This window comes from Mesorhizobium sp. M7A.F.Ca.CA.002.04.1.1 (genome assembly GCF_004022805.1).
Lineage (GTDB): Bacteria > Pseudomonadota > Alphaproteobacteria > Rhizobiales > Rhizobiaceae > Mesorhizobium > Mesorhizobium ciceri.
Map to the genome: position 1 here is coordinate 1 of NZ_RZPL01000060.1, position 14,149 is coordinate 14,149.

A 14,149-nucleotide genomic window follows, 5' to 3' on the forward strand; every position below is an offset into this window, starting at 1 on the left:
ATGCCGAGCACGCAGGCGCCGGCGAGCTTTGGGGCGATCCGGTATCTATCGGGCAGCGTCATCGAGCCGCTCTTTGAACATCCGCTTCAGATCCTTGTTGAAGCGCGCCCGCCCATCCACTTCGGAAGGCGGGATGGCCCTGTTCAGCGCATCGGTCAGAAGCGCGTTGTCGAGCGCGACCGACTTGATGTGCGGCGCCTTGAAGATCTTTTCGAGCTCGCTGCGCGAAAAATGGTTCCCGAACCATTTGCGCTTGTGCTTGTTGGCGACCAGCGTGATGCTGACCGCATTGCCGCGCAGCTCGCGGATCTTCTTGTAGAGCCGCTTGCCTTGCCGCAGCGACGCGACATTGAGTTCGAACACGATGAAGATCTCGTCGCTCGTCGACAGCACGGAATTGTGCCAGGGCGTTTCCAGATTGGGCAGGTCGATAACGATGTCGTCGAAGCGGTAGGCGACGAGGTCGAGCAGGCGGAAGACGAAATCGCTGCCATGCGGCTCGAACGGCAGTTGCGGCCGCTCGAATGCATAGAGGGTGAGGCCGGACGGGCGCGACAGCTTGATGACGTCCATCAGCTCGACATCGAGCCGCTCCGGCTGGCCGATGATGCCGGCAAGGTCGAACTGGTTGAACAGATTGAGATAGGCGCCGCAATTGGCGCTCTGGAAATCCAGGTCCACGAGACAGGTGGACGCCGCGCGCTCGCCCGATTTCGACGCCAGGAATTCGGCCGCCGACAGCGCCAGCGTCGTGGCGCCGGCGCCGCCGCTGGCGCTGATGAAGGTGATGATCCGGCTTTTGGTTCCCTGGTTGCCGGTGTCGTGGAAGGTCACCGCATTGAGCAGTTCCTTGCCGTCGAGCGGCTTGTGCAGCCAGTCCGAGGCGTTCATGCGCACCAAAACGCGCGTCTGCTCCGAGCTCAGCTCGTCGGAAACCGCGATCAGCGGCACGCTGGCCCACAGTGCGCGCGCCTCGACGATGCCGGGCCTGCCGAGCAGCTCGCCATTGCCGAGATCGAGGATGACGATGCCCGGGCGTGTGTCCGCCGGCGGTCCTTTCAGAAAATCGCTCGTCTCGGAAACCCTGACGTCATAGATCGCCAGCGCATCGAGCCGCGTCGCCACATCGCGCTTGAAATTCGGATCCGACGAAAACAGCGCCACCTGCTTGCGCTTGGTCGGCGTAACCTTGGTGTTGATGGCGTTCATGGCCAGGTACTCTTCATGTCTTCGCCCGTGACCGTGCTCAGCATGGAGGGCATTGTGATGTTGTTGAAGCCGAGCAGTCCGCCCAGGAAGAAAAACTGGAAGGGATGGTTGGTGATGCTCACCGTGATGGTCGGCACCGGTCCGCTGGGACGCGTCCAGTAGCCGAGGCCGGAAGCCTGGTATTGAATCCTGACTTCGGACTTGGCCAACATCGGCAGGAATGTCTGCATTCCGGGCCGGCTGCTGTTGCCGCTGAAAATGAAATTAAAGGCATCTTGGCTTACATTGAGGTTCTGGCACGTAGCGCCTGTGCCGCAAACGCAAGAGACGCTTCCAGCGGTGTTGGCGGTGCAGATATAGTTGTAAGTGTTTGCGGGTACCGCAGTGCCGACTTTAGTTAGGTCGGTCTGCGTTATCGTCTCGGCCAGGAGCCCGCTGGCGACAGGTGTAGAAATCTGCGCCAGCCTTGCGCCGGCTTGCACCGCCTTATTCCCGGCATTCCATTGGTAAAAGGCGTAGCCGAAATCGATGAAGCCAAGCAAAAGCGTCAACAGCAGCGGCATCACTATGGCCATTTCGACCATTGTCGTTCCGGACTGGCTAGCCCAAAACTTGGTGCGCCCCATCACCATCCAATGACCCGTTCCTGATGGGATACACTGAGGGTCAGGGCTCCAAAGCCAAGATACGACCAGAATCCAACGTCCGGATAAGAATAGGAGGTGCTGACGTCCACGACATCGACTTTGGTCGTGCTGCTGAGATAAAGTTGCGTGCCCGTGGCGGCATCAACCGCGTCCAGCGAGACCGCCTTGGTGATGTCAACCGCCGCCGGCAGCCATCCGGTCACTCTGGCGCTGCCGTTAGCGACCGCCCCATTGGCAGCAAGGTTCTGGGCTCGGCCCTTGCAAGTCGCCCAATCGCTGCTGCATCGTGCCATGTAGCGCCCCGCATCCTCAACGCCAGCTTCGAGAAGCATCCGCGTATTCAGGATGTTGGAGAACTCGAACACACCGGCCGATAACAGCAATACGAGTGGTATCGTGATCGCGGCTTCCACCAAAGCGGCGCCACTTTCGTCGCCTTGGAACCGTCCAATGATTCTGCGGAGCCTGGTCATGTCAGCGCTACCGATACAACTGGGCTTCGTTGCGGAATGCTTTGTCTACCAGGGTGTTGTTGGCAAATCCGCCATCGACATCGACGATCTCAAGGCTGATAGCCTTCTCGGCGCCTGTACCGTCCGGATTGTCCTCGTCGTTGGGATTCACCTTCTGGATAGGGTTGTTTATGAAGACGCTTGCATAGCCATCCGGTCGGACTGCGGTGTGGCCGTTCAGCTTCGCCTGGTTTGCTTTGCAATCGATAATGGCCATGTTTATCAGCCGGCGGCTCGGATCCGCCTTGGTGAGGTCCCCCTTGTAGCAGGAAGGCGTTCCAACTTCGTTCGAAGGCCCTTTCGATTTGTCGCCCACGATTCCGGCCGCGATTTCATAGTTGTAGACATCATACCTGGAGGCGGGAACGTTCCGCTTGAGAGGGTCGGTCTTCGCCGGGAGGTTTGGATACGCTGCGTTCTTATGATTGGCGGCCCAGTAGGCGGTCCAGAAGGAATTCGCCGCGATCGGCAGCGTCATGCCCTTAGCGGAGTCATAGCCGGTGCCATCCGGGAGAGGCAACGCGGAACCATCCGTCGCGACATCAAACTTGTTGCAATTGCTGTTCTTGCTGGCCCCCTTGCGGACATTGCTCGCCGGGCGGTAGCCAAGGTCTGTGTTATTTTTCAGATTGCCCTGATAGAGATCGAACCGGACATTCAGGCCAGTATTGACCTGACCCAAGGTGACACCCGTTTTCGTGGTCAGCGAAGTGCGGCTGTAGCAGGTGCCGGCGGTCCCCTTGGCCATCCCCTCCTGTATCGAGGTCAGGCCGTTTTCCAGCAGGCCAAAGTTGCCCGGGCCGGGGTTGCTATCGACTTTCAGAATACGAAATTCGCGGCTATAGGTGTCCCCCGACGCGAACGCCTGCTGGATCGTTTTGCTGGTCAACGGGTCGGTCGTCTCGAACGGATTGCACATGAAGATCGGCACCGTTTCGCAGATCGACTGGACAAATCCGGCCACAGCCTGAGGTCTGATGTCGAATGTGTTGCTGCCGCTGACAACGCTTGCCGGAAAGATCGCTTCGAAGGCCCCGGCACCATCCGCCAGGCCGGACGGGTTCACGGTCACCAGTGAGAATGTCACGGCTTTAGGGTCGGTGCTTGCCCAGTTCACACCATTGGCGTCGACACCAGCGGCACTCAACTTGATGCTGTCGTCGGCCGGTATCCCGGTCAAGTATGTAACGGTCACATCGGCTAGAGCGAGTGTATGATCGCCTGCCGTTGAAAACTTGGTCTTGTTGGTGAGAAGGGTAGTCTTGGCCAGATTGGCTCTGGTGATCGAATCCGATCTGCCATCCAGTTCCGCTGCCGTTGCCAGAGCAAGGGCATCAACTCCCTTTTGCAGATCGTTGTGAAGTCCGTTGGCTCGGCTCATATCGATGGCCAGCAGAGCGAAGCCGATAAGCACGGGCAGCATGATTGCCACGAGGATCATCGCGATGCCGCGTTGATCGTTCCAGAAGGCACGAATGGTCCCCAACATGACCTTACTCTCTGCTTTCCTGCGCCAGAGCCCCTCGCATGCCCGGCGCCCTGCGCATCCCTTCGTTCAGTTCACTGTGTCACACCCGACCCGCCGACATTGACCGTGATCGCTGGTGGCGGCGGCGGTGGCGGTGGATATTTGTAGCCTTGGGCAACGGCTGCGGCGCGTGCGCCGTCGCCTTCGATATGTGTGTTTCGGGACGCCGGGTTGAGCGGGTCGACCGTCTGCAGCAGCGAATTGAACTTCTGCGTGTCGCCGGCGGCCAGGGTCACCGAATCATAATGGTTCAGATAGTCCGCGGCGCAGCCCGACAGGGCGCTGGCGCACAGAATGAGGATCAAGGCGCTATTTCTTGACATAGAGCATCTTGTCCTTCGATTTGAAGTCGAGCATGTGGCCATAGGGGCCGGTGACGCCTTCGCCGGTTTCATATTTGCGGACCATGTCCTTGGTCACTTCCAATTGGCCGAGCACGAAGAACTCCGGATCGTTGGCGGGCCGTGTCTTGTCGAACGGTGTCGCCAACTGCTCCCCAGGCTTCACCGGCCGCACGATATGCGGCGTGACGATGACGACCAGCTCGGTCTCTTCCTTCTGGTTGCTCGAACTGCGAAACAGCGTCCCGATCACAGGCACTTGGCCGAGCCAAGGCACCTGATCCTGGAGCTTGGTGGTCTTGCTGGACAGAAGCCCGCCGACGGCGAAGCTCTGGCCGTCGCGCAATTCGACGACGGTCGACAATTTGCGGTTGGTGAAGATCGGGTCGCCGGCGGTGGTGAAGCCGGTCAGGTCACTGACCTCCGGCGCCAGGTTCATATGAATCTTGCCGTCGTCGAGTACGACCGGCGTGAACAGAAGATTGACGCCGAATTGCTTGTACACGATGTTTACCTGGCCGTCCTTGTCCAGACTGCGAATAGGCACTTCACCACCGGCGTTGAAGCTGGCCTGCTCGCCGGAAAGCGTGGTGAGGTTGGGGTTCGCGAGCGTGCGCACCGCGCCTTTGGACTCGAGCGCCTCTATGATCAGGTCGACCTTGATGTTGCTGTCGATGACGCGCGTGATAAGCGCTCCGAAGGGCGCCGAGTTGGACAGGAGGCCGCTGAGCAGACCGCCCGGTCCGAGCACGACACCGTCCTCGTCAACGGCAGCAACACCGGTACCGGTACGGGTTGTGCCATCGCCGTTCCTGCTTTTGATCGACACGCCGAGGTCGCGGCCGGTGTTGCGCTTGGCTTCCAGCACGCGCACTTCCAAATTGACCTGCTGGCTGTCGTCGACGATGACGGAGTTGATGACGGCATCGGGTCCATATTGCTGCGCAACCGCCATGATCGCCGCCAGCGTAGCGCCATCTTTCACATGCCCGCCAAGCCTGACCCTGCCATTGACCGAGCCCACTTCGATGCGCGACTTTGGCGCGACCTGGCGGATCGCCTGCGCCATGTCGCTGACATCGACGCCGACCTCGATCTGGAGGGCGCCGAGCGAGCGCTTATCGGTGGAGAACAGATTAACCGTGGTGGTGCCGGCGCCCTTACCGATGACGTAGAGCGTGCGGTCGGTCATTGGCTGGGCATCGGCGATCTTCTCGTCGCCAACGACGATGTCGCCCAGATTGGCACTCACCTGGATCGTCACCGATTGCGACATCGGCAGGAAAATCCGATGAACGCTGGGGGTCGACACATCGATGAAGCGGTCGGCCGCATTGGCCGCCAGGCCCGACAGCAACAGCGCCCCTAGGCACGACAACGCGGCCGTCGCTATCCCTAAGCAATATCCCCGCATCCCCGTCTCCCCACTCGCTGCCGGTGGCAGTCCCGTTTATTAGCCGCACCTTATCATGGTTGTCGCGGCACGTCATATGTCTCGAGCTTCACACCCCGAAAAACGCCGATCGTTGCCCGCGCCGGCGGCTCAGGCTGCACATATTTGACCACTTCCTTGACGACCGGCTGCGGTGCCGCCATCACGATCGGAGCAGGCTTTACCTTGCCCAACTCGTCGAGGCGGCTTCCCACCCGCTCCACAGCCTGCGTCAACCCGGCAATCTTGTCCTCGGCGCGCTTGCGCTCGGCTGTAGCCTCCGCTTCGGCCGCTGCCTTCCTGTCGAGCTCCGCCTGCCTGGCGGCGACATCGGCCGGCGTTTCGCCGGTCAGGTCGGAAAGCGTCACCCGCTCGGTCATTTCGCCCTTGCTGGCGGCGGCCTGGCGAAGCGCCAGCGACAATTGGCCGGCGCCTGCCGCAAGCGTCAGCTTCTGCGCGTCCTTGGTGCTGGCTTCCAGCGTTACGGACTTCACCACGGTTGGGCTGTCCTTGCTCACATCGGCCACCTGGTCGATGGCGAGCACCTTCATGCTCTGCAGCAGCACATCGACGAAACTCTTGTCCGCTCCATCATCGCCGCGCACCGTTCGCGTCAGCAGCACATCGACCCGGTCACCCGGGAAGACGAAGCCGGCGACGCCGAGCACGTCGTTCACCCTGATGGAAACAGCTTTCATGCCTTCGCCAAGCACCGCCGAAAGTGTGGCGCGTTGGCCTGGCCCAGTGATCTTGCTGGCGAGGACTGGTTCGTTGGTGCTGATGGTCTGAAGCGCTTGCCTTGTACCTTCGCCGGCCAAGGCTTCCTTTGTCGTCTTGAAAGCGCCTGCCGGTATTGCGCCCGCCGGCCATGCGACTTCGCGCAATGTGTCCGCACTCAGCGCATCGCCGAATTTCAGTGGTATCGCCGCAACCACGACAGTGCTGCCTTGAACAATACCCGTTTGCGCCATGGCGCTTCGCTGGCCAGCCAGCCAGATATTGACCAGCACAACCGCCAGGACACCGAAAATACCGGCAAGAACGATCATGATGAGTGTGTTCGCGCGCATGGTCCCAAAAACCCCAAGAAAGGCAACATATCGGGCAACAGGGACCCGGATCAGATCCGGGTCCCGATTGGAAAATGATCAGGGACCAGGAGTAGCCGTAGCAACAGTACAGTTCGTCACGCCAGCAACGCCCGTCAGCTTGCTGCAGAGATTGGTGAACGAGCCGTTCACCCACACTCCGATAGCGATGATCGTCACGATCGACGCCGCGGCAATGATGCCGATGAGGATGGAATATTCGACCATGGCAGCGCCGTTTTCATCGTCGCGGAACTGCCGGGTCATCGTCATGAGCTTCTTCATGTCAATTTCTCCCTTTGGAGGTTGGAACCCGACGAGACAGAGCAAGAGATGAAATCCATACCCAAGCATCCCCCGTCATCTCGATCCTAGGTCCCGAGAAAATGCAGAGTCAAACGACATTAAGGGTTCCTTAACTTTCATGTACCTGATTCGGCAAGAAGGTGGCAAAGTGAAATCTTATCAAGGGATTGATTCTTTTCATTTTTCGATCGCCCTTAACCATTCATTCACAATTTAGCCGCTCATGTGGCGAAACCGTGGAAGCATTAGAAGAAATGCATATTCCTTTATATCTAAGGACTTAAGCGGGAGTTTTGCTAATTTTCGCGGCGCGGGCGCATGAGCCTGAGAGCTGAGGATAAATTTGGGGAACTCCGCATGCCCTCTGCACCAAATAATCAAGGGATTTGCGGTCCTTGATCTTAACTATGCCGAAAGTAATGGCTGTGCGCCGGGCATCCAGGCGCTTGTGCGCTCGTTGGTTAACGTTTAGTTTCCGCTAATGCGTGTCCGAGGGGAGTATAAGCAATTATGCTGGGACGGTTCATCAAGGGGCCAAGCGAACAGCAGGCAGTGACAAAGGTCGAGCCGCTGGCGGTGCAGCCTGTTGCTCCGGCTCTTCTGCCAGCCGTTGATATTCAATCGCATGGTGACGATTTCCTGACGATCAAGGTCGAGCTGCATCGCCACTTGATCGACCGGTTCAACCTGACCGCGCTTGAAAGTGCTTCCAAGGATGAGATCCTGAACGAGATCCGTCCAATCGTGCGCGAGTTCGTTCGCGCTCGCGCGGTGCCGCTGAATGCGCGCGAACTCGATCAACTCACCAGCGACACCGCCGACGAGATGCTGGGCCTCGGGCCGATCGAACCGCTGCTCAAGGATGATTCCATTACCGACATCCTGATCAATACTCACAAGCGCGTTTTCATCGAGCGGCGGGGCATCGTCGAAGAGACGCCAATCCGGTTTCGGGACGAGGCCCATCTGCTGCGCGTCATCAACAAGATCGTTTCGGCTATCGGCAGGCGGGTCGATGAATCGTCGCCCATGGTCGATGCCCGGCTGGAAGACGGCTCACGTGTCAACATCGCGGTGCGGCCGGTCTCGGTCGACGGCCCGCTGGTATCGATCCGCAAATTCTCGAAGAATCCCTATTCGCTCGAACGTTTGATGGCATTCAATTCGATCCGTCCGCCGATGATCGACCTGCTGCGGATCGCAGTCCAGGCGCGCAAATCGATCCTGGTTTCGGGTGGCACCGGCAGCGGCAAGACAACGTTGCTCAACGCCTTGTCGAGCTACATCCCTTCGAAGGAGCGGCTGATCACCATCGAGGATGCGGCAGAACTGCAATTGCAGCAGCCGCATGTCGGCCGGCTCGAGACGCGCCCGCCCAATGTCGAGGGCAGGGGCGAGGTTCGCCAGCGCGAATTGCTGAAGAACGCGCTGCGCATGCGACCGGACCGCATCATCGTCGGCGAGGTGCGCGGCGAGGAAGCTTTCGACATGCTGCAGGCAATGAACACCGGCCACGAAGGCTCGATGACGACAATCCATGCCAACACGCCGCGCGATGCGATCTCGCGGCTGGAGCAGATGGTCGGCATGGCCGGCATGCCGATGACGCATGATTCGATCCGGGCGCAGATCGCCTCCGCCATCGACATCATCGTCCAGACACAGCGTCTCTCGGATGGCGGCAGGCGTGTCACCTCCATATCGGAACTGACCGGCATGGAGGGCAATGTCGTGCAGCTTCAGGAAATCTATCATTTCGTCCGCCGTGAGGTGACGGCCGAGGGCAAGGTCGTCGGAGACTTTCGCGCAACCGGTGTCCGTCCGCGCTTCGCTCCAGAGGCGGCGACGCTTGGCCATCATTTTGCCAAGGACGCCTTCAACCCGCAGGTTGCCCTCTGATGCCGACTGGTCAAGCTCTGCTATACTTCATCTACATGCTGGCGGCAGCCTCGGTCATCCTCGCCGGCGAAGCTCTTTATCTTTCATTTGCCGGCCGCCGCTCTCGGTCTCTAGCAGTCAATCGCCGATTGAAGCGGCTCGCTGGCGACGTCCCGGCCGAACAAACGCTACAGGGATTGCTGCGGGAGCGTGGCCTCACTGACTCCGGCGACTTTCTTTTTGGAATGGTGTGGCTGAACAGACTCTATACTCAATCCGGCATCACCGGAAATCCCCTGACGTTCGCCGCGACATTCCTGCTCGTCGGACTAGCGATGGCGTTGCTCCTGGTACTCTTCAATTTTTCCGCTTTGGCGTCGCTTCTTATCTTTCTGGTCGTAGGGCTTGTCCTGCCGCTTCTCGTCCTCCGGCGCGCCCGCAACAAGCGAATCCAGAAGTTTGCCAAACAGCTGCCGGACGCGCTCGACATGATCGTTCGTTCGCTGCGCGCCGGACACCCGGCTTCGGTCGCCATCGGTCTGGTCGCGCGCGAAATGCCGGATCCGCTCGGCACCGAGTTCGGCATCGTCTCCGATGAGATCACTTTCGGTCTCAGCATCGAGCAGGCTGTGCGAAAGCTTTCGCAGCGTGTCGGCTTCGAGGGTCTTCAGTTGCTGTCGGTATCCCTGTCGATCCAGGCCAAGACCGGCGGTAATTTGACCGAAATCTTGTCCAACCTATCCTCGGTACTGCGAGAAAGGCAAAAGCTTCGAATGAAAATTCGGGCGCTTTCCGCTGAAGGGCGCGTATCGGCCTGGATTATATCACTGTTTCCGCTCGTCATGTTCTTGATCCTTCAACTTCTTGCTCCCTCCTATTATGGAGGCGTGTGGCACGATCAGCTCATTTTCCCAGTCTTCACCGTATTCGGGGTGTGGGCTTTGTTGGGGGATTTCATCATGTATCGAATGGTTAATTTTGATTTCTAACAGGGGCGACGAATAAAATTGTTTTCGAATATTCAGGATCTGGGTTTCTTGGTATCTATCGTCGTGTTTGCGGCGGCGGCATCTTTTTTCCTGTTCGGTGCGCTCGTCTTCCTGCCGGCTCTGCAAACACGAAAGCTCGTCGCGCAGAGCCTGATGGGCGAAGGAATTACAGACCGCCGGTCAATGCTTGGACAGGACGTGCTTGCCAAGCTTGCGGCACAACGGCCAGTCGACGCCTACTTCAAGTCGATCGAAAAGGAGCGCGATGAGCCGAATGCTTTGGAGGCGAAGCTCTTTCGTGCCGGCTTTTACAAATCAAGTGCACCGCTGGTTTACACCCTGTCCCGTCTGGTTGCAGTCTGCATTGGGTTTTTGGCCATCTATGCCCTGCTGTCGCGGGTCCTTCCACCACAGCTGCCTGGTTTCATAACCTTTGCCGGCTCTGCTTTGTTCGGCCTGGCCTGCATGGTGATTCCGAGCATCATGCTCGATCGCTTCGAGAATGGTCAGAAACGAATCTATCGCCGTGCCTTTCCCGACTTCATGGACATGATGATCACATGCGCCGATGCAGGCATGAGCCTTGAGGCGGCGGTCGAACGTGTGAGTCACGAAATGGCTGCCACCCACAAGTGGCTGGGGATCCAACTGTCTATCATGAATTTGCAACTGCGCGCCGGCAAGCCGTTGCGGGAGGCGTTACGGGAACTCGCCGATCGCATAGGCCTTGAGGAGGCGCGGGCACTAGCGGTGCTGTTCCGGCAATCGGAAGAACTCGGCACCAGCCTCACCGATGCCTTGCGTGTTTATAGCGCCGAAATGCGCAGTCAGAGAATTCTGAGTGCCGAGGAGCGCGCCAATTCACTCCCGGTCAAGATGATGATTCCGTTGGGTCTCTGTATATTCCCAGTCGTGATGGTGGTGATCATGTTGCCGGTCATCATTCGCATGAGAGGCGTTTTCTTCTAGTTTAGTATATCATTTGGCCCTAATGTGAGTCGGGGGCCCAGGGGACGGACGTATGAAGAGGGTTATCGCGGCCGCGGCCTGTCTGCTCATGGCGGTGCTTGCCGGTTGCCAGACGGCGGACACAACCGACGGTGTCGTGCGCACCAACGAGCCGTCGAAGGGCGACGTGACGTCTTTTGGCGATGCTTTCGACGGACTGAAAACGGTCGGCGACGTCGAATACTATGCCTCGGACCAGGCGGTCGCGGAAGCCAAGAACCAGTTCCGCGCCGAGAATTACGGCAATGCCGGCGCACTGTTCTTCAAGGCGACGCAACTGGCACCCAATGATGGTAACGCCTGGATGGGGCTGGCCGCCTGCACCGACCGGATCCACCGCTTCGACCTGTCCGACCGGGCCTATGCCAGGGCCTTCAAGCTGGGCGGCGCGACGCCCGAATATTACAACAATGTCGGCTATTCCTACCTGCTGCGCGGCAAGTTACAGGATGCCCGCTCGAACTTCCTCAAGGCTTACGAGCTGGCGCCCAACGACCCGACCGTCGCCAACAATCTGAAGCTTTTGTCGTCAAGCGTGCAGAACGTCGAGCGCTAGCATGTTGCTTGCCGAAGCGCTGCTGCTGAAGGTGCTCGCAATCCCTCTGCTGGCCAGGATTGCCTGGCTCGATTTCACCACCCAGAAAATTTCCAATCGCGACGTGCTGCTGCTGCTCTGTCTGGGCGCCGGGGGCCTGCTGTTGCTGTCGCTCCAATCCGGGTCGTGGTGGGACATGGGACTGAGCACCAGTGCAGGGCTTCTGTTGTTCGTCGCGCTCTTGCCCTTCTGGGCCTTGCGCAAGATCGGCGCCGGCGATGTCAAGCTGATAGCAGTCGTGCCCTTCCTGATCAGCGGCAGCGGTCTCGCGGTGTTTTCGGTGCTGCTCCTGGTTTTCGCCTTGGCCACTGCCGCGATCGTGAAAAACCCATTCCTGCTGCCGGCGGGCGCTTTTCGGCTCATCGTCCAGCATCTGGACCGCAAGGGGGTGGTGCCGTTCGGCGTGCCGACCTCGCTGGCCGCGATCTGTACGCTGGCGTTCCTGATCTACAAGAGCTTGATCCTGGCGAGCAGTTCTGGGATCCTCAATCAGCTCAACTGACCTCGACAGTTCGCGCGGCTGAACGCGCTGCGATCGACACTTCCCCGAAGCCTTCGCCGGCGCGTTGGCTGACGGAACAAACGAAAACCCGCCTGTGCGGCGGGTCACTGGCGCAAATCAGCACCATGGACAAAAATGTACCATAGCTGAGTGCAGGGAGTCAAGAAAAAATTCCTATCAGGTTGATGGCTAGATAAACAATCACAGGGAGAAGGCAGCATGGCACTTCACCTTTCGGCGGATGCTCCGGTCTCGGTCGCGGCGCCTCCACAGAAATATCTATTTGGTCCGTTCATCGATTTTTTCATGCTCGGCGGGAGCGCGTTCCTGATCCTGCCGATCCTGTTCTTTGTGCCTCTTAGATACGAGGGCGTTGTGGCGGCGGTAATGCTCTTGCTCGCCAATCTGATAAACCATCCACATTTTGCCCACTCGTATCAGATTTTCTATCGCGATTTCGGGCGCAAGGTGCGCGGCGACGGATATGACAGGAATCTCCAGATCCGCTACATCATCGCGGGCATTGCCGTCCCAATGATCATGGTCGCTTTCTTCGCCTATGGCTCCGTAACCGGCAACGCCCGCCTGCTGGGATATGCCACCAACGCGATGGGCTTTTTCGTCGGCTGGCACTACGTCAAGCAAGGCTATGGCATGCTGATGGTGGACGCGGTGCTGAAGCGCAAATTCTTCAGCGACCAGGACAAGAAAGCGCTGCTGTTCAACGGATATGCCGTGTGGCTGTTCGCCTGGCTCCAGACAAACGTGGTGATCACCGAAAGGCAGTACTGGGGCCTGGACTACTACACATTCGCTGTCCCGCCCTGGCTCCTCAACATCGCGCTCGCGGTCGCCGCTGCCTCCTCGGCGGCCACCGCCGTGATGTTCGTCAATCGCTGGCGCAAACATGGCGGCGCGCTGCCGTATAACGGCGTCGTCGCTTACGTCGTGTCGCTCTATGCCTGGATTCTGTTCGTGGCCCTAAATCCGCTTTGGCTGCTCGTGGTGCCGGCGCTCCATTCGTTGCAGTATCTGGCGGTGGTCTGGCGTTACCAGACCAATGTCGAGCGCGACCGCGCGGATGCCGTCAAGGATCCGGAATTCAGGGTGCTGTCCATTCTTGGGCCGATGTACAGGCTGCGGGTGCTGATATTCATCGTCGCCGGCACAATTCTCGGTGCTCTCGGTTTCTGGCTCGTGCCGATGGCGCTAAGTGCCCTGGTTCCCTACGACAAACAGGTGCTCGGCTCGTCGCTTTTCCTCTTCATCGCGTGGATATTCATCAACGTGCACCATTACTTCCTGGACAATGTGATGTGGCGTCGCGGCAACCCGGAAGTCTCGAAATATCTGTTCCGCTAACCCTCAGTCCGTTGGATGTTCAGTCCCGCAGGAGATCGAACATCAGCTTGAAGAAGCGGTCCGCGTCGACCTCATGGGCGATGCGGGCATTGTCCTTTTCACCGCGCTCGCCCCAGTAGTCGGCGATGGTCGCGCCGAAGGCGTAGGTGCCGGACAGGTCGACGCCGATATGGGCAGGGCGAGTGCGCACCAAGGTCGGGTCGATGGCCAGCGCCAGCGCCAGCGGATCGTGCATGGCGCCGCCGACGCCCATCGAGTTGCGGTGCAGCTTCTCGTAGAACAGCAGCCAGTCGTTGACGAGCCGGCCGAGCGGCGTGTCGATGGTGGCGAGTTCGGCATATTGCGGCGCCTCGATCAGCACCTGCATGGTGACGTCGAGGCCGACCATCAGGATCGGCACGCCGCTGTCCAGCACGATCTTCAGCGCTTCGGGATCGCAGAACGCGTTGAATTCGGTCGGCGTGATGATCTCGCTCTTGCGGTAGAACACGCCGCCCATCCAGATCAGTTCCTTGATCTTGGGCAGCACGTCGCGATGCTTGAGGATCATCAGGCCGATATTGCTGAGCGGGCCGGTGGCAACGACCAGGATCGGTTCGGGCGCGGCGCGCAGCCTGTCGGCCAGGAAATCGACGGCATGCTGGTCAACCGGCTTGATCGTCGCCTGCGGCAGGTAGGGCGAGCCCTCGAGCCCGCTCGGGCCATCGGCGGTGCCGAGCACCAGCGGGCGCGCCAGCGGGCGGTGACAGCCC

At 59.4% G+C, this 14,149-nt stretch carries 15 protein-coding genes; 6 read left to right on the plus strand and 9 right to left on the minus strand.

The window, feature by feature from the left end; genetic code table 11:
* Positions 1-45: 45 nt before the first annotated feature.
* From ENZ75_RS05345 to ENZ75_RS05380, 8 genes are all read right to left on the minus strand, one after another.
* Positions 46-1,209 carry an AAA family ATPase gene (locus ENZ75_RS05345; protein ID WP_013530277.1) on the minus strand — a complete coding sequence of 388 codons (1,164 nt, stop codon included), beginning with the start codon at positions 1,207-1,209 and terminating at the stop codon, positions 46-48.
* A complete protein-coding gene (locus ENZ75_RS05350) occupies positions 1,206-1,793 on the minus strand; it encodes a TadE/TadG family type IV pilus assembly protein (RefSeq protein ID WP_244514262.1) in 588 nt (195 codons plus the stop codon). The genes ENZ75_RS05345 and ENZ75_RS05350 overlap by 4 nt, the downstream gene beginning before the upstream one ends.
* Before the next feature lie 41 nt (positions 1,794-1,834).
* The gene (locus ENZ75_RS05355) at positions 1,835-2,329 is read right to left on the minus strand and encodes a TadE/TadG family type IV pilus assembly protein (protein ID WP_063170088.1); all 495 of its coding nucleotides are present in this window, start codon (positions 2,327-2,329) and stop codon (positions 1,835-1,837) included.
* Between the two features lie 7 nt (positions 2,330-2,336).
* Entirely contained in the window at positions 2,337-3,857 is a 1,521-nt protein-coding gene (locus tag ENZ75_RS05360; RefSeq protein WP_063170089.1) for a pilus assembly protein TadG-related protein, read from the minus strand.
* Positions 3,858-3,928: 71 nt separating this feature from the next.
* Positions 3,929-4,201, minus strand: a complete 273-nt coding sequence (locus ENZ75_RS05365; protein ID WP_245459162.1) for a hypothetical protein — start codon at positions 4,199-4,201, stop codon at positions 3,929-3,931.
* 4 nt (positions 4,202-4,205) lie between these two features.
* The gene (locus tag ENZ75_RS05370; RefSeq protein ID WP_063170091.1) at positions 4,206-5,651 is read right to left on the minus strand and encodes a type II and III secretion system protein family protein; all 1,446 of its coding nucleotides are present in this window, start codon (positions 5,649-5,651) and stop codon (positions 4,206-4,208) included.
* A 53-nt stretch (positions 5,652-5,704) separates the two neighbouring features.
* On the minus strand, positions 5,705-6,739 hold the full coding sequence (gene cpaB / locus ENZ75_RS05375; RefSeq protein ID WP_063170092.1) for a Flp pilus assembly protein CpaB: 1,035 nt from the start codon (positions 6,737-6,739) through the stop codon (positions 5,705-5,707).
* 78 nt (positions 6,740-6,817) lie between these two features.
* Positions 6,818-7,042 (minus strand): Flp family type IVb pilin, encoded by a 225-nt coding sequence (locus ENZ75_RS05380; RefSeq protein ID WP_063170093.1) that lies wholly within the window; start codon positions 7,040-7,042, stop codon positions 6,818-6,820.
* Between the two features lie 531 nt (positions 7,043-7,573).
* Between ENZ75_RS05380 and ENZ75_RS05385 the strand changes: the two genes are divergently transcribed.
* From ENZ75_RS05385 to ENZ75_RS05410, 6 genes are all read left to right on the plus strand, one after another.
* Positions 7,574-8,962, plus strand: a complete 1,389-nt coding sequence (locus ENZ75_RS05385) for a CpaF family protein (protein WP_063170094.1) — start codon at positions 7,574-7,576, stop codon at positions 8,960-8,962.
* Between the two features lie 35 nt (positions 8,963-8,997).
* Positions 8,998-9,930 (plus strand): type II secretion system F family protein, encoded by a 933-nt coding sequence (locus tag ENZ75_RS05390; RefSeq protein ID WP_245478663.1) that lies wholly within the window; start codon positions 8,998-9,000, stop codon positions 9,928-9,930.
* Positions 9,931-9,948: 18 nt separating this feature from the next.
* Positions 9,949-10,899 (plus strand): type II secretion system F family protein, encoded by a 951-nt coding sequence (locus tag ENZ75_RS05395; protein WP_063170096.1) that lies wholly within the window; start codon positions 9,949-9,951, stop codon positions 10,897-10,899.
* A gap of 52 nt (positions 10,900-10,951) precedes the next feature.
* Positions 10,952-11,494, plus strand: a complete 543-nt coding sequence (locus ENZ75_RS05400) for a tetratricopeptide repeat protein (RefSeq protein WP_063170097.1) — start codon at positions 10,952-10,954, stop codon at positions 11,492-11,494.
* Between the two features lies 1 nt (position 11,495).
* The gene (locus tag ENZ75_RS05405; RefSeq protein WP_063170098.1) at positions 11,496-12,035 is read left to right on the plus strand and encodes a prepilin peptidase; all 540 of its coding nucleotides are present in this window, start codon (positions 11,496-11,498) and stop codon (positions 12,033-12,035) included.
* A gap of 219 nt (positions 12,036-12,254) precedes the next feature.
* Positions 12,255-13,397, plus strand: coding sequence for a hypothetical protein (locus tag ENZ75_RS05410; RefSeq protein ID WP_063170099.1), 1,143 nt, complete (start codon positions 12,255-12,257; stop codon positions 13,395-13,397).
* A gap of 19 nt (positions 13,398-13,416) precedes the next feature.
* Here the strand turns inward: ENZ75_RS05410 and ENZ75_RS05415 are convergent.
* The coding region (locus ENZ75_RS05415; RefSeq protein ID WP_128277945.1) for a nucleoside hydrolase at positions 13,417-14,149 on the minus strand (733 nt) is incomplete at its 5' end.